Source organism: Pseudomonas sp. NA-150, assembly GCF_044336365.1.
Classification (GTDB): domain Bacteria; phylum Pseudomonadota; class Gammaproteobacteria; order Pseudomonadales; family Pseudomonadaceae; genus Aquipseudomonas.
The window spans coordinates 2,952,225-2,975,753 of the sequence record NZ_CP172305.1; the positions used below are offsets into that span (position 1 = coordinate 2,952,225).

Sequence of the window (23,529 nt, forward strand, 5' to 3'; positions counted from 1 at the left end):
CTACCAAGGAGTCAGAAATGAGCAACGCACCGACCTACAAACGTTTGAATAAAGACGACGCCGTTGTCCTGTTGGTTGACCATCAGACCGGTTTGATTTCGCTGGTGCAGGACTTTACCCCTAACGAGTTCAAGAACAACGTGCTCGCGCTGGCGGACCTGGCCAAGTTCTTCAAACTGCCAACGATCCTCACCACCAGCTTCGAAAGCGGCCCCAATGGCGTCATCGTTCCCGAGTTGAAAGAGATGTTTCCGGACGCGCCGTACATTGCCCGCCCTGGGCAAATCAACGCCTGGGACAACGAAGATTTCGTCAAGGCGGTCAAGGCGACCGGTCGCAAGCAAATCATCATTGCCGGCGTGGTCACTGATGTTTGCGTAGCGTTCCCGACCTTGGCGGCACTGGAAGAAGGCTTCGACGTGTTTGTGGTGACTGACGCGTCCGGCACCTTCAACCAAGGCGTTCAGCAAGCCGCATGGTCACGCATGACCGCTGCCGGCGCGCAGATGATGAACTGGTTCGCCGTGGCGTGTGAGCTGCACCGCGATTGGCGCAACGACATCGAAGGCCTGGGCAACCTGCTGTCCCAGCGCATTCCCAACTACCGCAACCTGATGAACAGCTACACGGCATTGACCAAGAAGTAAGGCATTATTCCCCGCTTGGGAATGCGATCCTCTGTAGGCGCTGCCGAAGGCTGCGATAAGGTCGGAACGACCTTCGCGATGGAAATTTATCGCAGCCTTCGGCAGCTCCTACAGGGGGCGGCTGTTTGGGTGACCACGATTTACCCGACACTCAACGCTTGTTAAGCCAACTCAAAAACCCGGTCTTCTTCACCTCACTCGGCTTCTGGAACAACATCGAGTGGGTGCTCTGCTGGCGCACGGCCTGAAGTTTGGTCAGTGCCGCTTTGATCTCGACCCGCTGTTCCATGCATTGCAGGGTCACAGACTTCTCGATGCGGTAGACGATGCATGAAGTCATCGCCGTGAAACGCGCGTCCGACGGTGCGTCGCCGAGCATGCTTTGTTCGCCCATGACTTCGGTCGGGCCCATCCTGCCGACTTCGACGAAGGTCGAACCATTGCGCACGCTGGCGCTGACCACCCCAGTGCCGATCACGTAGAGGAATTCCGAGACCTCGCCGGCGTCGAGAATCACCTGGCCCACGGCGTATTCACGCTTGGTCAGGGTTTGCGCCAGGGTCTCTTTTTCTTCGGCATTGATGCCTCTGAAAATCTTGATTTCTTCGATCAGTGCACGGGTGCGCGGGATCGGTTCGATCGGCACTTCCGACAACCAGGCAATCCCGGCCGCTTCCAGATGGCGATGGGCGAGGTCGAACATCAAGCTGCGCACGTCGACCTTTTTATCCAGCGAACGAATGGCGCCTGCTGCCATGTAATAGATGATGGTGGTTCCGGCCTCGTCAACGAACGCTTTGGGGGCAGGGCTGGTCAGCAGGGCGTTGTTGCCTTGCAGCGCTCGCTCCAGCGCATCCAGCACCCTGCGTGGGCGCACCTGGGCCGGTATCGCAATGCGGATCGACACGCCATGCACATCCGCAGGGCGACTGAGGTTGATGATCTTGGCCTTGGCCGCCACCGAGTTGGGAATCACCGCAGTACTGCCAGAACCGGTCAGCAGATGGGTGGAGCGCCAGTCGATGTCCAGCACTTTGCCTTCGATGCCATCAATCGAAACCACGTCATCAATTTGGTAAGGCTTGGTGGTGTTGAGCACGATCCCGGAAAACACGTCGCTGAGGGTGCTTTGCAAGGCCAGGCCGACGATGATCGCCATCGCCCCCGAGGTCGCCAGCAAACCCTGAACCGGCAACAGCAGGACATAACCGGCGGCAGCCACCACCGCGATCAGAAAAATCAGCGCGCCCAGTACGTCTTGCAGCAAGCGCCCGCTGTGGCCGATGCGCCGCAGTAGCACCATGCCGAACACCACGGTGAGGGTGCGTGCGGCGAAGATCCACCAAATGATTGCCAGCGCGGTGGCGGCCAGTTGTCGGGTGCCTTCATCGGGCCAGGGCGGCGGGAGCAGGGGGCTGAGGCCGGTGTTGAAGATCACGCCGCTGTAGAGCAGGAACAGCGCGAGGCGGGTTGCCACGCGATAGATCTGGTGGGGAAAGGGCAGAAGATGCCAGGACACCAGGTCCAGCAGCAACAAGAAAGCACCCAGGATCAGCGGGTAAGACTGGAGGACGGTGAACATAGGCGGTTCCGCTGAGGGGAAGAGATCAATCTATATATAGCCCGCTTTCGCCTCACCCCCGACATTCCGTTGCCGGTACTGTCAGGGGTGAGGCGCTTACCAGCTCAACTTCAACTCCACGCCGACGTAGTTGCTGTCATGCCCGCCGGCATCGCGGATCGCCTGGCCGACATCGTAATGCACGGCTTCCACCGCGCCGCTCAGGTTGCCATTGAACGCGTAGTCGGTGCGCAGTTGTTGGTAGACCCCGGTCCAGCGGCCGCCTTGGCCTGCGGTGCCAGCAATCGGGATGTTGGGTTGTACGTACACCGCGTCTTCCGTGGTCTGCCGCCATTGCAGGCCAACGGCGGTGAGCACACTGAGTTTGTCGATGGGCTTGAAGGTGAGCGACGGCTTGAGGTGGATGAGGTTGGTATAGCCGGTGTAACCCGCCAGCGAAAAATAGTAGCCGTTGGGGAACAGTGGGTTAAAGGTCCCAAGGGTGCCGTCGCCGGGGTGCTTATCACCTGACGCTATGTCGAATTGCAGGCCCACGCGTGGCTTCCATTGCACCTCGTTGAAGGTGTAGCCAACTCGGCTGCCGCCGGCCCAGGCGCGGATGTCTTTTTGGCCAACGGTGCCGGTTTGGCCCATGGCTTCGATATCCCAATCGTAACCCTGCGCTTCGCCGCCCAGACGCGCGTCAAAGATGTTGCGATGTTCGCTGCCATCGGCGTCCAGGTAGTGTGCGGCATCTCGCTCGTACAGCGCGTAGTACGCCGACAGTTCGTTTTTGCCAAAGACCAGGCGTTCCGCCCGCAGCAAGTGGAAGCGAAAGGTGCCGTTGGATTTGTCATCGAACGAGTGATCATCGAAGTACTGAACCGGTTGGCTGGCAAAGCCGATAAAGCGCCACTGTCCGGTTTCCCAGTCCGCCCAGACGGCATCAAAGGATTGGCGGATATTGGGCCCGTCGCGCGACGAGATGAAACGCTGCAAGTCGAAGGCGAAGTCCTGGCGGCCGACCCGCGCTTTTAAAGTGTTGGTGCCGAACTTTTTGGTGTATTCAAGAAACGCCAGGCGCAGATCCAGTTTGTCCTGGTCGGCCGGGGACAGGGTGGTTTTGTCATAGGCACGATCATCTTCGAGCTGGGTAAACAGGCGCCAGTTCTCGTTGAAATGCAGGTCGGCATGAATCTGGAAACGTTGCAGTAAATACGCATCCCGGGCGACGTCCTTGGTGCCGAAACCAGATGCGCCGTTAGTTTCGAAGCGTTCCCTGAGGGTGAAACCGAGGGACAGGTACTGCGCCGGATCATCAGACCAAAGCGGGATGTACTTGAGGCTGTCGAAGGGCTGCGTGCGCAGCGCCGGGTTCGCCAACACCGACCAGTCTTCCTGCCAACGGTTGGCCTTGATCGCGGGCCGGGTCAAGGGCTTGATCGGCGCTGCCTCCAGTTTGGCTTCGCTGTTGGTATCGATGTCAGTCGCCGTGGCCGCGGTACTTTCTGCCTGGGCGGTGAGGACCACCATGGGCAGGCAAAACGCGAGGCAGGCTCGCGTCAATCGGTGTTCGAGGGTAAAGCGGGGAGTCATCATTCTAGTCAACGCTCAATCGCAACTCTTTCGGCTGCCCGCTCCCGTTGTTCATCGACCGCCGCCACGGGAGCGAGCTCTTACATAAGCACGATGCTTACTTGCCGGAGACCTGGTGGATCTCGGCGACATAACCACCGGGGAACATCACCACGCTGGCGGACCGGCCATCCGCGCTGAAAGGTTCGACGATGACATTGGCGCCGCTGGTTCTGGCCTTGGCCAGGGTGTCTGGCAGGTTGGCGACTTCATAGCCGGTGGTCTCGTGACCGTACGGGTAAGGAAGGTGGCCATCGGTGGCCAGCACCGTCATCTTGCCGAAGTCGGATTCCAGGCGGATACGGTGATAAGTGTCGCCCGGGCGGCCAATCTCGGCGCCGGGCGCCTGTTTGACATCGCTGACGACCTTGCCATGGGAGAACGCCAGGAACGCCTTGACGAAGGCCGCTTCACGATCCGGCGACACATAGACGCGGTTTTCCGGGATGGTCTGGAACGGCGCGTAGTTCGGCACACTGGTGTGCCAGTAGAGCTGCATGTTGACGCCGCCTGGCCATTGCACGACCACGTCGCGACCGATAGGGTCCGGAAAGTCGGCAACGATCACGGCTGCGCCGGCCTTGCGGGCTTCCTTGACCGCGGCGTCGATGTCTTTGACCAGGTAGCCATTGCGCTCATGGCCAAAAGGTGTCGGAACCGGGGTCTTGAAACCGAACAGCGAGACGGTGCCGACCGGTGTCTGTAGTAGCTGCGACGTAGTGCTGCTAGGCGTCGGGGTAACAGTGGCGACGACCTGCTTGGTGCTCGCGCCACCGAAGGTCGCGAGGAAGCTTTGCGCGAACTTATCGACGTCATCCGGCGCAACGTAGACGTGGGTGGTGTCGTACTGCGGTGCAACGGCGGATTTCACTGTAGCGGCCAACGCGACAGTTGGGCTGACAACGGCGGCGAGGGGGCCGGCCAAACCCACCAAGGCTGCGGATATCATTAAGCATTTGGTGCGCATTCAACTCTCCTGACATTAAGCGTGGCAAACAAGCGTGCTTCTTTAACGTTACGCACGGCGGTCTTACAGGCCTTGACCGACCTGAAAACTAAATGAACGGGGCTCTGACCTTAGTTGAACTCATCAGGTCCCGTTCAATGGCCTGTTACTTAGTGACCTTCGGACGCGTTAAACATGGTCTTGGCGTAGATCAGGCCCAAGCCGTAAGCGCCACCGTTTTCAATCGAGGTTTTCACGGTTTGGTTGTAGGTGTCGCCGCGTGCCCAGTCGCGTTGCAGTTCGAGCAGGTATTGCAGGGAAGTCATCGGCCGCGCGCCGATCTGGATCATGCGGTGTATCGCCATTTCGTGGGCTTCGACGGACACGTCACCACAAGCGTCGGCGATGAAGTAGACCTCAAAGCCTTGATCGATGGCGGACATTGCCGGGCCAACGATGCAGACCGAGGTCCAGAGGCCGGCGAGGACGATCCTTTGCTTGCCGATTCGGTTGACTTCGACGGCGATGTGCTCGTCTTCCCAGGTGTTCATGCTGGTGCGGTCGATCACCTGCTGCTCAGGGAACACCGATTTGATCTCGTCAAACATCGGACCGGAAAAACTCTTCGCGGCCACGGTGGTGAGGATGGTTGAGACACCGAACTCTTTGGCGGCCTTGGAGATCAGTGCGGCGTTGTTGCGTAGGGTCACGGCATCAATCGACTTGGTGGCGAATGACATCTGCGACTGGAAATCGATCAAGATCAGGATGTGGTCGGTCGGATTCAGCAGAGTTTTGCCGGGAGCTGCTTTTGCGATTGCCATGATGGATCACTCTTGCGGATTAAAAACCGATGATCGGCCAGCCGCGGGTTGCTTGATTGGACGCGCGAGCGATTTTTGGCATGTTTGTGCTTATGTTGGGTATCGCGACGCATTCTGTCGCTGTATCTAATTGATTTAATACGTTATAAATGCGCCTCGCTCGATAACAGGGAGGGCTGCGCAGCGTGGTTTACACTGATGACGTATTACTTCCGCCGGAACATGACGAACGTCAACTATGAAAACTGTAGCGGTATTACTGTTTCCGGACTTCCTGCTGCTCGACATGGCTGGGCCCGTTGAAGTTTTTTCAATAGCCAATCGCTATCTAGATCCCGCCGATCACTACCAGCTCGTCATTATCGGTACGCAACAAAGTGCTATCCGCGCGTCTTGCGGCGTATTGGTGCAGGCCGAGCAATGCATTGACCAGGCACCCGAAGCCTTTGACCTGTTGTTAGTGCCGGGCGGCCCCGGTGCCTACAACGGCGACCACTCGGGTTTTGCCCCGTGGCTGAAGCGCGCGGCACTTCAGTCTGAGCGCTACGGCGCGGTGTGCACCGGGGCTTTTATCCTCGGCAAGGCCGGGCTGCTGGACGGCCATCGGGTCACCACGCACTGGCACTACATCGAGCGCTTGATCGCCTGTTGCCCCAAGGCCGAGGTCAGCACCGATCAGATCTTCATCCATGACGGCAAGCTGGTGACCTCGGGTGGGGTAACGGCCGGCATTGATCTGGCGCTGTCTATCGTGGCTGAAGACCACGGCAAAAAGGTCGCGTTGGATGTGGCCAAGGTGTTGTTGGTGGTCATGACGCGCCAAGGCGGGCAGGCACAGTTCAGCCCGCTGGTGGCCTCGGTGGCGACCCAGCAATCACCGATTACCGTGGTGCAGAATTACGTGCTGGAGCATCTGGAGGAAGAGTTCACGATTGAGCGCATGGCCAGCCTGGCAGCCATGAGTAGCCGCCATTTCGCCCGGGTGTTTGCCCGTGAAGTGAAGATGACGCCCATGGAGTTCCTGCAGAGTGCGCGCATCGATCGGGCCCGCTCGGTACTGGAATCCACCGATTGGCCGCTCAAGACCATCGCTCACCGCAGTGGTTTCGGTAGCGTTCGGCATATGCGTTTTCTGTTCGGTGAAAAACTGGGGTTGACACCGTCGCAATACCGCAAGCAATTCAGCTGAGTCCGTATTGCGCACTTGTTTGGCCGTCGTGCTCCTCTCGCAAACGTTGTTATGTCACCCCTGTCTGCGAAGATGCAGGGCAGGTAACTGAAGCCATTTGCCGGAGGGGTTCTGACACGGCGATTTCAGGCGGCCTTAGTCCCCCTAAAGGTAGAGGAGATTGTCATGCCGGAAATGTCTGTGATTGACCAGATTGCGACAGCGCTACGTGACAGCACGATACCCAGTGACCGAGTCAGCAGTTGGATGTGCCGTTGGTCGCTGATGCGCGGCCAGTTGATTTGCACTCAATGCCAGGCCGCACAGTCGGCCGAGCAGGCCGATGAGCGTTTCATCCATCGCCCCGGTTGCATTGCCGTGCGTGGCGACGGTTATCCATGGCAGGAACTGGCCGAATTATTGAACCGGCTGCCGCAACGGCGTCGAACCAGCGTGCCGCGTCAGGGCTTCATTAGCTGACTTTCCCCGCTCGTTTGCTGAAATTTGCACACAAACGTTCAATTTTTTTCGACTCGAGTCTGCTCACTATACTGCTTCTGTACCCACTTGCGGGCGTGTTGTCCTGAGTCCCGAGGCGCGCCGGCAAGTCGGTGTCAGGCCGCTGCATCTTGAACTCATACCCATGCTCAACTCGGAGCCGATCCATGACCAGTCGCTTTTTACAGTTAGACCCGATGAAAAACCGCCGTGGTTTTCTTTTCGCGATGGGGGGCATGGCTGCCGCGATGACCCTCGCGCAATCGGCTATCGCCGCTGAAAGTAAAGCGACGGCAAAGGCCTCGACCCAGGCTCGGCACGCCGACGGCAATGGTAGCTCGACCATCGTTACCGCCGACGGCACCAAGATTTACTACAAAGACTGGGGCAGTGGCCAGCCAGTGGTGTTTTCCCACGGCTGGCCTCTGACCGCGGACGCTTGGGACAGTCAGATGATGTTCCTCGCCAGCCATGGCTATCGGGTAATCGCCCACGACCGTCGCAGTCACGGTCGCTCGGCACAAACCTGGAACGGCAACGACATGGACACCTACGCGGACGACTTGTCGACCCTGATCGAAGCGTTGGACTTGCAGAAGGCGACCTTGATTGGCCACTCCACCGGTGGCGGTGAAGTCGCCCGCTACATCGGTCGTCACGGCACCAAGCGCGTGGCCAAGGCTGTGTTGATCAGCGCCGTGCCGCCACTGATGCTCAAGACCGAGAAAAATCCGGGCGGTTTGCCGATCTCGGTGTTCGACGGCATCCGCGACAGCACGCTGAAGGATCGCTCGCAGTTCTTCAAGGACTTGGCTGTGGCGTTCTACGGTTACAACCGTCCCGGTGTGAAGGTGTCTCAGGGCGTGATCGATTCGTTCTGGGCGCAGGGCATGCAGGGCGGGATCAAGGGCCTGTATGACTGCATCAAGCAATTCTCCGAGACCGATTTCACCGCTGACTTGAAAAAAATCGACGTGCCGGCATTGGTGCTGCACGGCGATGACGACCAGATCGTGCCCATCGGCGCGTCGGGCAATCTGTCGGCGAAAGTTATTCCCAATGCGAAGCTGAAAGTCATCCCGGGCGCGTCTCACGGGATGTGCACGGTCAACGCCGACGCAATCAACAGCGAGTTGCTGGCCTTCCTGAAAAGCTGATCGCCTCGGCTTTTCGCCCGGTTTTCGCTTTGCCCTTGTCCCGTTATCGGGGAAGGGCTTTTTTATTTGCGCCCGCAGATAAACCCATTCACAGGCAAGTCGGAACGCCGCATCGCTGCTCCCACAGATGATCGCGAACCCCTGTGGGCGCTAACGTGTTAGCGAGGCGGAGTGCCAGGTACAGAGTGCTACGACAACGAAAATCGATGAAAATAGACTATATGAATAAATTAGACAGTGTGTAAAAACACGAGTATTCTCGGTCCGTAATCACCGCTGCGCCACAGGTGCATGTCCCTGAAACCGGGCGCAGCGTGAACACTTGATTACCGACTGGAGGAAACACAGCATGGCAACACTTCCGGACTTCCGCCTGGAGACCTATTTTTCAAAGTGGGAGTTTTCCGCGCGTTATCACATGACCGCCTCCGATGCGCAGAGCCTGACCGTCTCGCAACTGCTGGCGTTGGGGACTGACGCTGACAGGCAGGCCTTCGAAACCCTTTCCCTGGGCTACACGCAAACTTTCGGTGCGCCCGAGTTGCGTGAGGCCATCGCTGCGACCTACGATCGCCAGCGCGCCACCGATATCCTGTGCTTCGCCGGTGCAGAGGAGGGGCTGTATGTGGCGATGCACGCGATCCTCGACAAAGGCGATCACGCCATTGTCATCACACCGAACTATCAGTCGTCGGAAACGGTGCCGCTGAGCATTTGCGAGGTCACCGGGGTTGCCCTGGATCCGCTACAGAACTGGACCCTGGACATCGACCAGGTAGCCGCGGCCATTCGGCCCAACACCAAACTGATTTCGATCAACTTCCCGCATAACCCGACAGGCAAGATCCTTGAGCGCGATCGTTTCGACGCGCTTGTAGACCTCTGCCGTCAGCACGGTATCTACCTGTTCAGCGACGAAGCCTACCGCTTGTTGGGTGTGGGCGACTGCCCGCAATTGCCTGCTGCTGCCGATGCCTATGAACGCGGCCTGTCGTTGTCGGTCATGTCCAAACCGTACGGACTACCGGGTCTGCGCATCGGCTGGATCGCCTGCCAGGACAGCGATTTGCTGGTGCGTATGGAGCGGATGAAGCACTACCTGTCGATCTGCAACTCAGGGCCGAGTGAAGTGTTATCGATCATTGCGCTCAAGGCGCGCGAAACCATCCTTGCGCGGATTCGTGGCTTGATGGTGCACAACCTGGCGCTGCTAGACGGCTTCTTCGCCGAGTTCGAAGAGCGCTTCGAATGGTATCGCCCGGACGGTGGCTGCATCACCTACCCTCGCTATCTGGGCTCGGAGGGCGTCGAACGCTTTGCGACGGACCTGGTCGAGCGCACCGGTGTACTGTTATTGCCATCGAGCATCTACCACTCTGAATTGGGGCCGGTACCTCAGGACCGTTTTCGTATTGGCTACGGTCGCGCACACATGGAAGAAGGTCTGCAGGTGTTTCGCGATTACCTGCGGAGCGGACGCGCATGAACTCGCAATTCCCAACCTACGGTCTGAGCGAACTGCGCACGGCGTTGCTGCGTAAGGACATGCTGAGCGTGGTGCGTGACGCGTTCATCCGTCATGCCCAGAGCGGCGTGGTGGCACCCGAGCCGGGGGAGCTACTGTTCAGCGACCCTCCAGGCGATTGCCATATCAAATTCGGCTACTTCAAGGGCGGTGCGGTGTTCGTGGTCAAACTGGCCATCGGCTTTTACGAAAACCCCATGAAAGGCCTGGACACCAACAACGGCCTGGTGCTGGTCTTTGATGCCAAAACCGGCAAGACAATCGCGGTTTTAAATGATGAGGGCTGGTTGACCAGTTGGCGCACCGCAGCCGCCGGTGCGCTGGCAGCCAAGGCCGGGGCGCCGTCGAGCGTCACAGCATTGGGCATTATCGGTACCGGGCATCAGGCAGAACTCCAGGCGCGTTGGGCCTCGGAATCGCTGGGTACGCAGCGTGTCGTCATCTGGGGTCGCGATCTGGCCAAGTCCGCACGCCTGGCGAATAACCTCAGCCAACAAGGCTTGACGGCAATGGCGGTGAAGGACGTTGGCGAGCTGTTCGCCCAGTGCAACGTGGTCATTACCTGTACGCCGGCCACCGCACCGCTGGTGCCCGCAGCCATGGTTCGGCCAGGAACCCACATCGTCGCCATGGGCGCCGACAGTGTCGGCAAACAAGAATTGGACCCAAACATCTTTGCCCGAGCCACGGTCATCATGACCGACGACCATGCGCAATGCCTGGGCCACGGTGAGTTCTGTCATGCGGTCACGGCCGGGTTGGTCTCCAGTACTGCCGATATCTCGTTGGGTCAGGTTCTGGCGGGACAGGCTCGCGGGCGCTTGAGTGAAGAAGACATCACCATCGTCGACTTGACTGGTCTGGCAGCTCAAGACGTGGCGATCGCAACGCTTGCCATCGAGTTGATTCAATCCCGTTCCATCGAAGGGGGTCGTAAGGCGTCCGAGGGCACGCATCGCTAACGTTTTCGACGGTTAATCAATCAGTAACACGCGTGTTGCGAGTGTGCTACGCGGCATTGTCGTGGGCGTGAGACGCAGGGACAGCCGAACTACTAATTCAACAATAATAATGGGTAGGTACACGTATGAAATCGATAGTGGGCGTTAATTCTATTCTGAGCCTGGCGACATTTGTTTGTCTCGTGGGCACGGTGCAGGCGGAGTCCTTGCGTATTGCTACTGAAGGCGCTTATCCGCCGTTCAACTATGTGGATTCGGATAATCAACTGCGTGGCTTTGATGTCGATATTGCCAATGCGGTGTGCGAAAAGATGCACGTACACTGCACCGTTATCGCCCAGGATTGGGAAGGTATTATTCCGGCGCTGTTGGCGAAGAAGTATGACGCTATTGTGGCTTCGATGTCGGTCACCGAAGAGCGGCAGAAAAAAGTCAGTTTTACCGACCGCTATTATCGTACCAGCCTGGTCATGGCGGTGCCCAAGGACAGTGATATCCATGACTCGGGTATCAAATCGCTGGCTGGCAAAAAAATAGGGGTTCAGGCCTCGACGGCTGCGGGTATTTATGCGCAAGACGTATACGGTCCTGCCGGTGCGGATGTGAAGTTGTACCCCAATCAGGACGAAGCCAACAGTGATCTGATCAATGGGCGACTGGATGCCATCGTCAACGATAAGTTTCCGATGATTGATTGGTTGAATAAAAGCGGTGCCAGTTGCTGCACGTCTCTGGGTGATATCAGCAACACCTCGGGTGATATCGGGATTGCTGTACGCAAGGAAGACAATTCGCTGCGTCAGCGCATGAACACTGCACTCGCCGATCTTGTTGCCGACGGTACCTACAAGAAAATCCAGTCCCGTTACTTCTCTATCGACATTAACTGACGGCCGTTCAACTCACATGCACGGCTCCCCGATTGTCGGCATTTGATCCTCGATCGGCCGACAGTCGTCGTTGGAAACGTGCGTCCCGATTTTGAGGATTGATTAATGTTCGAGTCATTGACACTGCTCTCGCTGGGCGAGGGTGGTTGGGGGATGGCATTGCTGGAGGGTGCCGTGGTGACCATTGCGTTGGCACTGGCGTGTGTGCCAATTGGCATACCCCTGGGGCTGCTGCTGGCAACGGCGGCCAATGCCGACAATCGCTTGCCCCGAGCGTTGGCAACGGTGTTTTCAACGGTTTTCCGCGGTTTGCCCGAGTTGTTGACGCTGCTGATTGTGTATTACGGCTGCCAGATCGGTTTGCAGAAGCTAATGGCGCATTGGGGCTTCACCACGGAGATTTCTATCAACGCTTTCATGGCCGCGGTCATTGCCCTGAGCCTGGTGTTGGCGGCGTTTTCCAGTGAGGTCTGGCAGGGCGCGTTCAAGACAATCAGCAAGGGCCAGCATGAAGCCTCGCAGGTGTTGGGCCTGAGCCGACGACAGGCGTTTTTCAAAGTGATACTGCCGCAACTGATGCGCATCTCGCTGCCGGGGTTGTCGAATAACTGGCTGAGCTTGCTCAAGGACACTTCGTTGGTGTCGACTATTTCTATCGTCGATTTGATGCGGCAAACCAGTCTGGCAGTCAGCTCGACCAAACAACCCATGTTGTTCTATCTCGCGGCGTGTCTGATCTATCTGTTCTTTTCGACAGTGTCCGGGTTTTTCATCGCCAAGGCGGAAGCGCACTTCAGCCTGGACCGACCTTCGAGGGCATGACCATGATCGAATTTCTATCGCCAATAATGGATACTGCGTTATTGAGTCATTATGGCCCGCGAATGCTTGAGGGGTTGTTGACTACCGCAAAATTGGTCGTTATTTCCACTTCGTTCGGGATGGTCCTGGGCTTGTTATTGGCGTTGGGTCGCACGTCGAGACAGTCAACGCTACAGTGGATGTGCCGTAGCTATATCTATTTTTTCCGTGGCTCGCCTTTATTGGCCCAGCTGTTTCTTCTGTATTACGGTTTGGGTTCGTTTCGGCCGTTTTGGCAGGACGTCGGTCTCTGGTGGTTTTTCCGTGAGCCTTGGTACTGCACGTTACTGGCGTTCACGCTTAATTCCGCGGCGTATCAGGCCGAGATATTTCGCGGCAGCTTGCTCGCCGTTGCCAAAGGCCAATATGAAGCCTGTTCGGTATTGGGCCTGAGTCGGCGAACGGCGTTCTTCAGAGTGGTTCTTCCACAAGTCCTGCTGGTTGCCCTCGGGCCTTTGGGTAATGAGTTGATTCTCTGCGTGAAGGCCAGTGCCATTGCTTCATTGGTGACTATTTTCGATTTGATGGGTGTCGCCAAACTGGCATTTTCCCGGAGTTTCGACTTTCAAGTCTATTTATGGGTTGCCGTGCTGTATTTGATCATTGTCGAGGTCGTCAGGCGCGTTCTTAAACAAGTCGACCGGCATCTAAGCAGGCACCTGCGTTAATAAGAGGGTATTACATGTTATCTAATATCACACCCCCGGACCGTCGTTCAGTGACGCAGAATTCTGCGCGAGAAGTGGCGGTGGAGATCAACGGGTTGAACAAGTGGTACGGCACATTCCAGGTATTGCACGGTATTGTTCTGAAGGTGCGTCAGGGTGATCGTATCGTCCTGTGTGGGCCGTCCGGATCTGGCAAATCGACCTTGATCCGTTGCATCAATCGCCTGGAAATCGCTGAAGAAGGCAGCATCCATGCACTCGGTGTCGACCTGGCCAAACCCTCGCAGCAGACCCACGAGGCCATGCGTGAAATCGGCATGGTGTTCCAGCACTTCAACCTGTTCCCGCACCTGAGTGTCCTGCAGAACTGCACCTTGGCGCCTATGACAGTGCGCAAGCTGAGCCGCAAGGATGCCGAGGAACGCGCGCAGTTTTTCTTGAAGAAAGTCGGCATCGACAGCCATGCCCACAAGTACCCCGCGCAATTGTCCGGTGGCCAGCAGCAGCGCGTGGCGATTGCCCGGGCGTTGTGCATGGAGCCGAAGATCATGCTGTTCGACGAGCCGACGTCGGCCCTCGATCCGGAAATGGTCAGTGAGGTGCTGGACGTGATGGTCAAGTTGGCTGACAGCGGCATGACTATGCTGTGCGTCACCCACGAGATGGGGTTTGCTCGTCAAGTGGCCGAGCGGGTGTTGTTTCTCGATGCCGGGCGGATCGTCGAAGACCAGGCGCCCGAGGCGTTTTTCACGGCGCCACGCAGCGAGCGTGCCCAGGCGTTCCTGGCGCAGATTCATCGCTGAGCAACGACTCGCGCATTCGCCGCTCAATACCTGCAGTGGCCGCTCAGGTACAGGCGACGGCGCCCTTCATCAGTGACTCAGCGGGACTTCAAGGTCTAGGCGGCTGTCCAACCGGCAAGCGACCGCATACAATTCTCCTCTTTTCCGAGCGCTCGATTTCTTCATGACCGATATCGCCTTTATGCAAGCCGCGGCCGATGGCATGGCCGCCTTGCTCTACCCCGACCTCGAAGCGGTTGTGCATGACGTCGAGAGCGGCTTGATTGCGCATATCGCCAATGGCGTGTCCAAACGACGGGTCGGGGATGCATCGCTGATTACCGACATGCCTGAATTGGAGAAAGGCCAGGGTGTGATCGGGCCTTACGAGAAGGTCGGATTGAATGGTCGTACCCAACGTTCGATCACCATTGTGGCGCGTTCGTCGGCGGGAGAGGTTACCGCGCTGTTATGCCTTAACTTCGACGTTACGGCACTGGCTCAGGTGCAGAAGCTGTTGAGTGGTTTTGCCACCGGCATCAAGCTTCAGGCGCGCCCGGAAGCACTGTTCAGTGGCGACTGGCGCGAGAAGCTCAACGATATTGTCGAAGCCGTTTCAGCCAGGCAATGCGTGCGCCGCAGTGATTTCACCCGTAAGGAGATCATGCTGGTGGCGGTAGAAGCCCGCGCCAACGGCTTGTTCGATGTGCGCAGTTTCGTCGATTACTTCGCGGAGTATTTTGATATTTCCCGCGCCACGGTCTACAACTACTTGCGCGCCGCACCGGATACCGCCGACGCGTCTTGAACGCGAGGCATCCGGCCATCGATGCCTCGCTCGTAAAACGGTTAAAGCCCCAGTGCTTTGCGTGCAACCCGGCACGCCGCCAAGTCCCAGGCACCGGTGCCGAGCAGTCTCTGGAAACCTTTCGTTGGCATGGGCGTGAAACCGTAATTGCCGAGCAGTACCAGCTGCTCCGCGCTCCGCGCTCCGCGCTCCGCGTCGCTTGATCGCCGATATCGTGCGAATCACCGCTACTCAATCGCCCGCAATCTTTCCAGCGAAGCGATTTGCAGTTGCCTGTACTTCAACACCAGCGCGCCTTCGGCGGCCATGGTCTTAAGTTCCAGCGCCAGGGTTTGCCGGGTGATGCCGAGCATCATCGCCAGCGCGTCCTGGGTGATGTCGATCACGTAGCGTTGGTTCGGCGAGCGGGTGGCGTCGCCGCGTGCCAGGTGCTCGAGACGGCGCGCAATACGGGCGCGGGTGGTGCGCAGCATCGAGTCTTCGAGCATGGTGTAGACCAGACGCAAATGCACGGCCTGCAATGTGGCTATCGCGCGGGCGAAGCCGTTGTCGTTCATCAAGCGATCGAACAGTTGCGGCTCGATGCACAGCACCTCGACGCTGTTGACCGCGCTGATGTCATGGGTTCGGGACAGGCCATCCAGCAGCGAGGTTTCGCCGAACCAGTTGCCGGCCTCGAACACCGTGACAATCGCCTCCTTGCCGTCCTTGCGCAGGGTCGAGACTTTGAGCGCGCCTTGCACCAGACCGTGGAAACAGCCGGGTGCCTGATCCTGACGGAACAGAAACTCACCGGCCTGCAGACGCTGGCGTCGGCCCTCAGTCAGTAGCTGGTGTTGCACACCGGGCGTCAGTCCGGCGAACCACGGATTGGCCCGCATCCTGATCAGTAACTGATCCTCTTCACCCATGGCTAGCCACCTCTTGCGATAGCGCGCAGGTTAACGGCAGGGTTGCTCTTGCCGCAACCGCCAATCGCGCGCGGAAAATACTCGTTGAATTGCAAGATTCCTTGCAGTTCCCGGCGGCGCAAAACTCTAGGCTGCCCCCGAACATCTCTAACAATAAGGGCATCCCATGCAGATACCGTCACTGAAAAATATCGTCAGCCCGCAGGAATGGCGTTTGCGCTGTGACCTGGCTGCCTGTTATCGGCTGGTCGCGCACTTCGGCTGGACCGATCTGGTGTTCACCCACATCAGCGCCAGGCTGCCGGGCGACGAGCATCGGTTTCTGATCAACCCTTACGGCTTGTTGTTTGATGAAATCACCGCGTCGTCGCTGATCATCGTCGACCAATTGGGCAACAAGCTCAATGACTCGGCGTTCCCGGTGAACCGCGCCGGTTTTGTGATTCACAGTGCGATCCACGCCGTGCGCGAGGATGCCGGTTGTGTGCTGCATACCCACACCCGTGCCGGGGTGGCGGTCAGCGCGCAAAAGTGCGGTGTGCTGCCGATCTCGCAACAGTCGACCTTTGTCAGAGCCTCGTTGGGCTATCACGACTACGAAGGCGTTGCGGTACGTGACGAGGAGCGGCCGAGGTTGCAGGCCGATCTCGGCAACTCCAGCTTTTTGATGTTGCGCAATCATGGTTTGCTCACCGTGGGCCCGACGATTGCCGATGCCTTTCTGGCGATGTACCTGTTCGAAACCACGTGTCAGATCCAGCTCTCTGCCCAGGCCGGTGGCGAGCTGATCGAGGTCGATACGGCGATTGAGCAAGGCGTGGGCGAGATCGCTCAGCGGCAGACCGAGGGGCAGGGCGGCACGTTCGTCTGGCCGGCGTTGTTGCGTAAGCTCGAGCGCATGGGCAGTGATTATCAGCAGTGATTATCCTGCCCGGCAGTGGCGGCCGGGCCCGAGCAGCGGGTAAAACAGCTATAAACAATCGTTGCGCTTGCTAACCCTACAACTACAACAAAAAAAGGAGTCGAACATGTCACTCTCAGAAGAAGTGGTATGGATCACTGGTGCATCGTCGGGCATCGGCGAAGCGTTGGCTGGCGCGTTTTTGCGTGAAGGCGCGCGGGTCATCCTGTCGGGACGTCGGGTCGATGAGTTGCATCGGGTCGCGGCACAGGCGCCGGAGCGCACCCTGGTGCTGCCGTTCGATACCACCGATTACAACGCGCTGCCCGAAGTGGTGCAGGGCGCCTGGGCGTGGCAAGGGCGGGTCGACCGCTTGATCAACAACGCTGGTGTTAGCCAACGCAGCCTGGCGCTGGACACCCGATTTGAGGTCTATCGGCAACTGATCGAAGTCGACTACCTGGCGCCGGTGGCGCTGACCCAGTTGCTGTTGCCGCTGATGGTGCAGCGCCGCAGCGGGCAGATCGCCGTGGTCAGTTCGGTTGCCGGCAAAGTCGGTGTGCCGCTGCGCAGCGGTTACTGCGGCGCCAAACATGCGGTGGTCGGTTACTTCGAAGCCTTGCGTGCCGAAGTGTCCGAGGCATACGGCATTCAGGTCAGCGTGATTTTGCCGGGCTCGGTACAAACCTCAGTGGCGGTCAACGCGCTGGAAGGCGATGGCACCTCACGCGGCCGTTCCGATACCAATATCGATAACGGCATGCCAGTGGACGTCGCCGCCGGAATAATCCTCGCCGGTCTGAAAGCCAACCAGCGGGAAATCCCGGTGGCCGATGGTCGCGAAGCGGCGGCGTTGCACTTGCGCGTGCATGATCCGGAAAGGCTGGCGACCGCCACCGCACTGGAAGGCGCACGGCTGGCGCGCGCGCGGGAAGAGGCGGGGGCCGGCAGTTCGCTGGATCCGTCCGACGTGCAAAAGCTGGAATTGCCCTGAGGCATGGGTGGCTGCTGCAGGATGGTGCCTTCTTGATATTTCGCCCAGCGGCCCATTTCACCGCCGCTGGTCGTTATCGCTGGATGGGAAAATTGTCTGCCGAGTCTTGTTCAAGAGGCCCATTCTTCGGCCAGGGTTGCTGCATTCCCCGCAAAATAATCGCAATCCAGGCGTTTCCTGGAATCCCCGACAATACCTGGAACGGAACGGCAACTGGTTGGACCGCTTTCGCCATCGGTGTACTGCCATAGCCAGAACGTTGTCCAGCTGCTTTGCACGGTTGGGTGCGAGCCGTATTGCGCCAACCAAAGGCGATGGGCACCGAAAAAAGTATCGACCGTCGAGCCCAAACCCGATTTCAGCGTGTTGCCGCTATAGATTACGGCGCGCCTCCCAAGTTTGCTCTGAATCCCAGTGCAGAATGCTTTGGCGTCTGCAAGGGGCATTTGGTTTCCAGGTGTCGATTCAAAGTCCAGTGCGACCAGTGTCGTGTTATCAGGTTTCTGATCCAGCCCCGTCCAGCCAAGGAAGTTATCAATCTGGTCGTTGATCGGCGCGGCAGTTCCCCAGTGGTAGGCACCCCAGAGGAGTCCCACCGACAGTGCAGCATCGCGGCGACTCTTATAAGCGTCGTCTTTGCCTGTCGCTCCGGTGGTGGCTTTATGTATCACGCCGACAAGCCCCGCGTTTTTGGCATCGGCGAAACTGATAACACCGTCCCCATGGCTCATGTCTATCACCATCGGCACTTGATTCAACTGTGCAGCTCGGTCTTGCGAGTCCATGGGTGCTGAGGTTACTTGCGAACTTGTTTGTAACTCGCCACAACCGCCGGCCCAGATATAAGTGGAGTCTGATATTCGGTACCAGTGGGCATTACCTTGAAACGCATCACCCGCAGCCAGGGCAAACACCTGAACAGTTGTACCCGGCGCCAACTTTCTTAACACGGGTGCCGAAGTCCGTGGTGAGCCTTGTCGAACATTAACCACTGCATTGACTTGGGTTGTTCCCGAAATTGGAATTTCAACGGTGTCGTTCATGGCAGTTTTCCAGAATTCGATAGTCTGTCGGAATGGTTTAACCCACACTGCCGTCTTTTACGTCACTTGCTTGTGAAGCGGCAGGTTGAGGGGTGTTACTGCCATGAGGCGCTGCTTTATAGGTCAGATAGCCCGCGTGACTGATGCCGATCAGCCATGCCATGTGTGCGCTAAATACGGGCAACGTATTCAGGTAACAATCAATTGATTTAGCGGAATCCGGTGGGGTGTCAAACAGGTGCCAAAGTGCAGAGGCATAAATAATAAGCGTCACAGCAGTGATCAGGAACTGTTGCAACTTGCTCAGGTCGGGTGAGGCCGCATTGCCGACTTCATCGCCGCGAAAGATGTCCAGCCATCGGGCATGGTCAGGGTCTGAGCGCGCATAGACTCTTCCGGACGACGCCAGATTGTGAGTGTCGCCTAGTTTCTCGGCGGTTTGTTCCGCCTTGGTCCCAGGGGCCGTACCGTCATCTTTGGCACTCAAGATAATAGGCGTGGCAACCAGTGAAGTGGCGGAAATACCCATGACCGCCAATAACGCCGGGGGAATATCGATGTCTATCGGGGATTGGGCATTGAGCTTCACTCGTGCCATTGCCGCCGCCAGAAGCGCCGACAATACGAGCACTGTCCATGCACTGGCTTGTAGCTTTGAAAGACTGACCCGGTTTCGATTGTCAATGAGCAGACCATAGTAATGGCCGTTGATCCCGTAACCAATACCGGCACAAAAAAGCACCAATGCAAGCGCCGTCACCGCCCAAGCCTGTGCGCGATACGGATCGATGACGCTAATACCGACCGCGATAATCAAACTGGCAATGGAGAGCACTGTGCCGGAAATCTTATATTGTTTCATGTGTGTCGTCCTTGCTCATGCGCAGCAAGACGTGCCCTTGAAAGGCGAGAGAGCACCCAGTGGCTGCCTTATGTAATCCACGAAGGGACGTTCAACGTATTGCTGGCGTCCTCCTGCAGGAGTCTCCAAGCTTTAGTTGTTCGTCAATAAAAAAGCGTCAGTAATTGGCGTGAGTCTTTAAATAATGTTAATGAGTTGTTTATATACGCTAGCGAAAGTTATCGGTCACGTTAGACTATTGCGTTATAGAATCTATTCCGCGTTGAGGTATCGGCTAACGAATAGTTGCACTGTCGGTTTCTCACTGTGCCCTTGGCGTTTGCTGTTTTGCGTGGCGGTGTCGCTGTGTTGTCGGCAACCGGCGTATCTCCCGCAAAACACCATCGCGTGAAGTCGTTGCAAGGAAGCAGGCTAAAGATAAACGGCAAGTGTTTGACACACTTATAGTGATGGGTTCTTATAGTGTCATCGTTTTTTAAGATGGCGAGGCGCTCATGAACAGTGTAGATCTGCAGTTTTTTGCGGCGGTGGCGACCTCGGGTGGCATCAGCCGCGCGGCGATTATCCTCAACACTGTTCAGTCCAACGTAACCGGGCGCATCCGTCGGCTTGAAGACGAGCTTGGCGCGCCGCTGTTCTATCGCGACAGCAAGGGCGTGTCGCTGACGTCCGCCGGCGAGCGGCTGTTGCCCTACGCCCTGCATTCCTCGCAGATTCTCGTCGATGCCAAACGTGCGGTGGACGGTTTTGGCGAGCCGGAAGGCCTGCTCAGCATCGGTTCGATGGAAACCACGGCGGCGTTGCGTTTGCCGTCTTTGTTTTCCGGATACCTGCAGAAGTACCCCAAGGTTGATCTGCACCTCGAAACCGGCCCGACCCTGGAGCTGTTGCACCAGGTGCAGAGTCGCGAGATCGAAGGCGCGTTCGTCGCCGAACCAGTGAGTCACGAAGGTCTGGTGGTGCACACGGCGTTTGAAGAACAGTTGGTATTCATCGCGCCGGCGAAATACGAAAAGTATGCGCAACTGCTGGCTTGTATGCGTGAAAGCACTGCGATGCGCATACTCGTGTTTCGTTCCGGCTGCTCCTATCGTCGCCATCTGGAACGTTTTCTGGTGGCCGAAGGCATCACCAACAGCCGCTACATGGAGTTGGGCACACTGGACGGGATTATCGGTTGCGTCGCCGCAGGGATGGGCATCAGCCTGATTCCGCGCACGGTGGCTGAAGCGACTAAAGGCTGGCGCGACATTGCCATTCATGAAATGCCGGGCAAGCGCGGACTTGTCTCGACGGTGTATATCCATCGTCAGGATTTATTGGTGTCGCCTGCGCATCAAAGATTCATTGAAGAGATGAAGTCGGCGATGTTCCGGGCTGAAATGGGCATGACCACGGCAGCTTGAATGACAGGGCACATGAGTCTGTCGTAGCAGTCCGGCTTGTCGGCGTCAGCGTCCATACGATCGCTATCGCCGGCAAGCCGGACTGCTAGGTTCAGCCCCGATTCCAAGTCTTTAAGTCGTGCGCACCGGCGTGCGCATCGTCACAAACTCTTCAGCCGCCGTCGGGTGGATACCGATGGTGTCGTCGAAGTCAGCCTTGGTCGCGCCAGCCTTCATCGCCACCGCAATACCTTGAATAGTGTCGCCGGCTTCCGGGCCGACCATGTGCGCGCCCAGCACCTTGTCGGTCTCGGCGTCGACCACCAGCTTCATCAGGGTTTTCTCCTGCGAGTCGGTCAGGGTCAGTTTCATCGGCCGGAAGCGGCTTTCGAAGATCTGCACCTTGTGCCCGGCTTCCCGCGCTTGTTCTTCGGTCAGGCCCACGGTGCCGATGTTTGGCAGGCTGAACACGGCGGTCGGGATCAGTTCATAATTCACCGGACGGTATTGCTCCGGCTTGAACAAGCGTCGGGCGACGGCCATGCCTTCGGCCAGCGCCACGGGCGTCAGTTGTACCCGACCGATTACATCGCCAATCGCCAGAATCGACGGCTCGGCACTTTGGTACAGGTCATCGACTTCGACGAAGCCCCGCGCGTCCAGTTTGACGCCGGTGTTTTCCAGCCCTAGGTTGTCCAGCATCGGTCGGCGGCCGGTGGCGTAGAACACGCTGTCGACAATCAGTTGACGACCGTCCTTGAGGGTGACGATGAGGCTGCCATCGTCTTGCTTGTCGATGCACTCGATGTCGGCATTGAATTGCAGGTCCAGGCCGCGCTTGGTCAGCTCTTCTTGCAGATGAGTGCGCACCGCGCCATCAAAGCCGCGCAAAAATTGATCGCCGCGATAGAGCAGGGTGGTTTTCGAACCGAGGCCGTGGAAAATACCGGCGAATTCGACGGCGATGTAGCCGCCACCCACCACCAGCACGCGCTTGGGCAATTCCTTGAGGAAGAACGCTTCGTTGGAGGTGATCGCGTGTTCGCGCCCCGGGATGTCCGGAATCTGCGGCCAGCCACCGGTGGCGATCAGGATGTTTTTTGCGGTAAAGCGCTGACCGTTGACTTCCACCTGATGCGGGTCGACCAGTTTGGCGTGGCCTTCCAGCAGGGTCACGCCGCTGTTGACCAGCAACGAACGGTAGATGTCGTTAAGGCGGCTGATTTCACGGTTTTTGTTGGCGATCAGGGTCGCCCAGTCGAAGTTGGCCTGTGCCACCGACCAGCCGAAGCCTTTCGCGTGTTCCAGGTCATCAGCAACGTGAGCGCCATATACCAGCAGCTTCTTCGGCACGCAGCCAACGTTGACGCAGGTGCCGCCCAGGTAGCGACTTTCCGCGACGGCGACCTTGGCACCAAAGCCTGCAGCGAACCGCGCAGCCCGCACGCCGCCGGAGCCGGCGCCAATCACAAACAGATCAAAATCGTATTCCATTGCGTTCTCCAGGGGATCGCGGGTAAGGGTTATCAGTGCGGTATGCGCTGTTGATGGGGGGATTGTACGGGGATGCAATGGGTTTTCGGGTGCAAAGGCTCGTCGGTATGCGACTGATCGTCTAAACAAGGGTGGCTGATCATCCGCTTTATGTGTTCACCAGCCTCGGTCAGCGGCATGATGGGTGCCGTTTAATTTCGCTGAAGGGTGTCCCGACGATGGCAACGGAAAAGGCTCCCGGTCCGGGCGTGGTGGTGTGTGAAGACGGCCTGGCGCGGCCGGTCTGGGCGTCGGCTGACCCTTTGCTGCGGGTGTACTACGACAGCGAATGGGGCATGCCGGTGCGCACTGAGCGCGCGATGTACGAGCGCATCGTGCTGGAAGGCTTTCAGGCCGGGTTGTCGTGGCTGACGATTCTGCGCAAGCGCGAGGCCTTTCGCGCGGCGTTCCACGACTTTGACCCTGAACGAGTGGCGGCTTTTACCGAGGTCGATGTCGAGCGGTTGATGCTGGACAGCGGGATCATCCGCAATCGGTCCAAGCTGGTGTCGGCGATCAACAATGCCAACGCCACCTTGCGTCTGCGTGAAGAGGGCGGCCTGGTGGCGTTGGTCTGGTCGTTCCAGCCCGAAGTGACGCCAATGCCGCGGACCCACGACCAGATCCCGACCTCGTCTCCGGAGTCAGTGGCGCTGAGCAAGGCACTGCGTAAGAAGGGCTTTTCATTCGTCGGCCCGGTGACGATGTACGCGATGATGGAGGCGACCGGGATTGTCGATACGCATTTGCTCGACAGTTACCGTCGGGGCAGTTCGGGGGTTTGGCCGGGGTAGTGCCGTCACCGCATTCCGATGTTGTAGCGAAACTGCGTACCCATACCACAATTCATGAGTGCGGGATGAAATAAATGATTGGCTCTGCTGTGCCTCGCTCAGTCCGTTGGTCGTCTAAAACCCATTGAAAAGCCAAGAAAAATACTTTTCTTGGTCATTGCTGTTATTCCAATT

At 58.0% G+C, this 23,529-nt stretch carries 23 protein-coding genes; 15 read left to right on the plus strand and 8 right to left on the minus strand.

Features of this window, described 5'->3' with window-relative positions; translation table 11 throughout:
* Positions 1-17 precede the first annotated feature (17 nt).
* Positions 18-647, plus strand: coding sequence for an isochorismate family cysteine hydrolase YcaC (gene ycaC, locus ACF0H7_RS14075; protein ID WP_397453347.1), 630 nt, complete (start codon positions 18-20; stop codon positions 645-647).
* 151 nt (positions 648-798) lie between these two features.
* On the opposite strand, the gene ACF0H7_RS14080 is transcribed toward ycaC, so the two are convergent.
* From ACF0H7_RS14080 to ACF0H7_RS14095, 4 genes are all read right to left on the minus strand, one after another.
* Positions 799-2,229, minus strand: coding sequence for a mechanosensitive ion channel domain-containing protein (locus ACF0H7_RS14080; protein WP_397453348.1), 1,431 nt, complete (start codon positions 2,227-2,229; stop codon positions 799-801).
* A gap of 96 nt (positions 2,230-2,325) precedes the next feature.
* Positions 2,326-3,807: an alginate export family protein gene (locus ACF0H7_RS14085; protein WP_397453349.1), complete on the minus strand. Its 1,482-nt coding sequence runs from the start codon at positions 3,805-3,807 to the stop codon at positions 2,326-2,328.
* Between the two features lie 94 nt (positions 3,808-3,901).
* Positions 3,902-4,810: a glyoxalase gene (locus tag ACF0H7_RS14090; protein ID WP_397453350.1), complete on the minus strand. Its 909-nt coding sequence runs from the start codon at positions 4,808-4,810 to the stop codon at positions 3,902-3,904.
* 149 nt (positions 4,811-4,959) lie between these two features.
* On the minus strand, positions 4,960-5,613 hold the full coding sequence (locus ACF0H7_RS14095; RefSeq protein ID WP_397453351.1) for a hydrolase: 654 nt from the start codon (positions 5,611-5,613) through the stop codon (positions 4,960-4,962).
* A gap of 238 nt (positions 5,614-5,851) precedes the next feature.
* On the opposite strand from ACF0H7_RS14095, the gene ACF0H7_RS14100 reads away from it, so the two are divergent.
* The 10 genes from ACF0H7_RS14100 (at position 5,852) to ACF0H7_RS14145 (ending at position 14,932) form a co-directional block, all read left to right on the plus strand.
* Entirely contained in the window at positions 5,852-6,802 is a 951-nt protein-coding gene (locus tag ACF0H7_RS14100; RefSeq protein ID WP_397453352.1) for a GlxA family transcriptional regulator, read from the plus strand.
* 165 nt (positions 6,803-6,967) lie between these two features.
* Positions 6,968-7,261, plus strand: coding sequence for a hypothetical protein (locus tag ACF0H7_RS14105; protein WP_397453353.1), 294 nt, complete (start codon positions 6,968-6,970; stop codon positions 7,259-7,261).
* A gap of 245 nt (positions 7,262-7,506) precedes the next feature.
* Positions 7,507-8,436: an alpha/beta fold hydrolase gene (locus ACF0H7_RS14110; RefSeq protein WP_397453892.1), complete on the plus strand. Its 930-nt coding sequence runs from the start codon at positions 7,507-7,509 to the stop codon at positions 8,434-8,436.
* Between the two features lie 349 nt (positions 8,437-8,785).
* Positions 8,786-9,922, plus strand: coding sequence for an aminotransferase class I/II-fold pyridoxal phosphate-dependent enzyme (locus ACF0H7_RS14115; protein WP_397453354.1), 1,137 nt, complete (start codon positions 8,786-8,788; stop codon positions 9,920-9,922).
* Positions 9,919-10,923, plus strand: a complete 1,005-nt coding sequence (locus ACF0H7_RS14120; RefSeq protein WP_397453355.1) for an ornithine cyclodeaminase family protein — start codon at positions 9,919-9,921, stop codon at positions 10,921-10,923. Before ACF0H7_RS14115 ends, ACF0H7_RS14120 begins: the two co-directional genes overlap by 4 nt.
* A 125-nt stretch (positions 10,924-11,048) precedes the next feature.
* Complete coding sequence (locus ACF0H7_RS14125) at positions 11,049-11,813, plus strand: transporter substrate-binding domain-containing protein (RefSeq protein ID WP_397453356.1); 765 nt, start codon at positions 11,049-11,051, stop codon at positions 11,811-11,813.
* 105 nt (positions 11,814-11,918) lie between these two features.
* Positions 11,919-12,635 carry an ABC transporter permease gene (locus ACF0H7_RS14130; protein ID WP_397453357.1) on the plus strand — a complete coding sequence of 239 codons (717 nt, stop codon included), beginning with the start codon at positions 11,919-11,921 and terminating at the stop codon, positions 12,633-12,635.
* Positions 12,632-13,342: an ABC transporter permease gene (locus tag ACF0H7_RS14135; RefSeq protein ID WP_397453358.1), complete on the plus strand. Its 711-nt coding sequence runs from the start codon at positions 12,632-12,634 to the stop codon at positions 13,340-13,342. Before ACF0H7_RS14130 ends, ACF0H7_RS14135 begins: the two co-directional genes overlap by 4 nt.
* A gap of 14 nt (positions 13,343-13,356) precedes the next feature.
* The gene (locus ACF0H7_RS14140) at positions 13,357-14,145 is read left to right on the plus strand and encodes an amino acid ABC transporter ATP-binding protein (RefSeq protein WP_397453359.1); all 789 of its coding nucleotides are present in this window, start codon (positions 13,357-13,359) and stop codon (positions 14,143-14,145) included.
* A gap of 163 nt (positions 14,146-14,308) precedes the next feature.
* A complete protein-coding gene (locus ACF0H7_RS14145; protein ID WP_397453360.1) occupies positions 14,309-14,932 on the plus strand; it encodes a transcriptional regulator in 624 nt (207 codons plus the stop codon).
* A 227-nt stretch (positions 14,933-15,159) separates the two neighbouring features.
* Here the strand turns inward: ACF0H7_RS14145 and ACF0H7_RS14150 are convergent, their stop codons facing one another.
* Positions 15,160-15,843, minus strand: coding sequence for a Crp/Fnr family transcriptional regulator (locus ACF0H7_RS14150; protein WP_397453361.1), 684 nt, complete (start codon positions 15,841-15,843; stop codon positions 15,160-15,162).
* A 166-nt stretch (positions 15,844-16,009) separates the two neighbouring features.
* On the opposite strand from ACF0H7_RS14150, the gene ACF0H7_RS14155 reads away from it, so the two are divergent.
* Together ACF0H7_RS14155 and ACF0H7_RS14160 are read left to right on the plus strand one after the other, a co-directional pair.
* The gene (locus tag ACF0H7_RS14155) at positions 16,010-16,765 is read left to right on the plus strand and encodes a class II aldolase/adducin family protein (RefSeq protein ID WP_397453362.1); all 756 of its coding nucleotides are present in this window, start codon (positions 16,010-16,012) and stop codon (positions 16,763-16,765) included.
* A gap of 106 nt (positions 16,766-16,871) precedes the next feature.
* Entirely contained in the window at positions 16,872-17,738 is an 867-nt protein-coding gene (locus ACF0H7_RS14160; RefSeq protein ID WP_397453363.1) for an SDR family NAD(P)-dependent oxidoreductase, read from the plus strand.
* Positions 17,739-17,848: 110 nt separating this feature from the next.
* Here the strand turns inward: ACF0H7_RS14160 and ACF0H7_RS14165 are convergent, their stop codons facing one another.
* Together ACF0H7_RS14165 and ACF0H7_RS14170 are read right to left on the minus strand one after the other, a co-directional pair.
* Positions 17,849-18,781 carry a GH25 family lysozyme gene (locus ACF0H7_RS14165; RefSeq protein ID WP_397453364.1) on the minus strand — a complete coding sequence of 311 codons (933 nt, stop codon included), beginning with the start codon at positions 18,779-18,781 and terminating at the stop codon, positions 17,849-17,851.
* Positions 18,782-18,818: 37 nt separating this feature from the next.
* Positions 18,819-19,643 carry a hypothetical protein gene (locus ACF0H7_RS14170; protein WP_397453365.1) on the minus strand — a complete coding sequence of 275 codons (825 nt, stop codon included), beginning with the start codon at positions 19,641-19,643 and terminating at the stop codon, positions 18,819-18,821.
* A gap of 494 nt (positions 19,644-20,137) precedes the next feature.
* On the opposite strand from ACF0H7_RS14170, the gene ACF0H7_RS14175 reads away from it, so the two are divergent.
* The gene (locus ACF0H7_RS14175) at positions 20,138-21,049 is read left to right on the plus strand and encodes a LysR family transcriptional regulator (RefSeq protein ID WP_397453366.1); all 912 of its coding nucleotides are present in this window, start codon (positions 20,138-20,140) and stop codon (positions 21,047-21,049) included.
* Positions 21,050-21,160: 111 nt separating this feature from the next.
* On the opposite strand, the gene gorA is transcribed toward ACF0H7_RS14175, so the two are convergent.
* Positions 21,161-22,522: a glutathione-disulfide reductase gene (gorA, locus tag ACF0H7_RS14180; protein WP_397453367.1), complete on the minus strand. Its 1,362-nt coding sequence runs from the start codon at positions 22,520-22,522 to the stop codon at positions 21,161-21,163.
* 218 nt (positions 22,523-22,740) lie between these two features.
* Here gorA and ACF0H7_RS14185 point away from each other — a divergent pair, with 218 nt between their 5' ends.
* On the plus strand, positions 22,741-23,355 hold the full coding sequence (locus tag ACF0H7_RS14185) for a DNA-3-methyladenine glycosylase I (protein WP_397453368.1): 615 nt from the start codon (positions 22,741-22,743) through the stop codon (positions 23,353-23,355).
* The last annotated feature ends 174 nt before the right edge of the window (positions 23,356-23,529 follow it).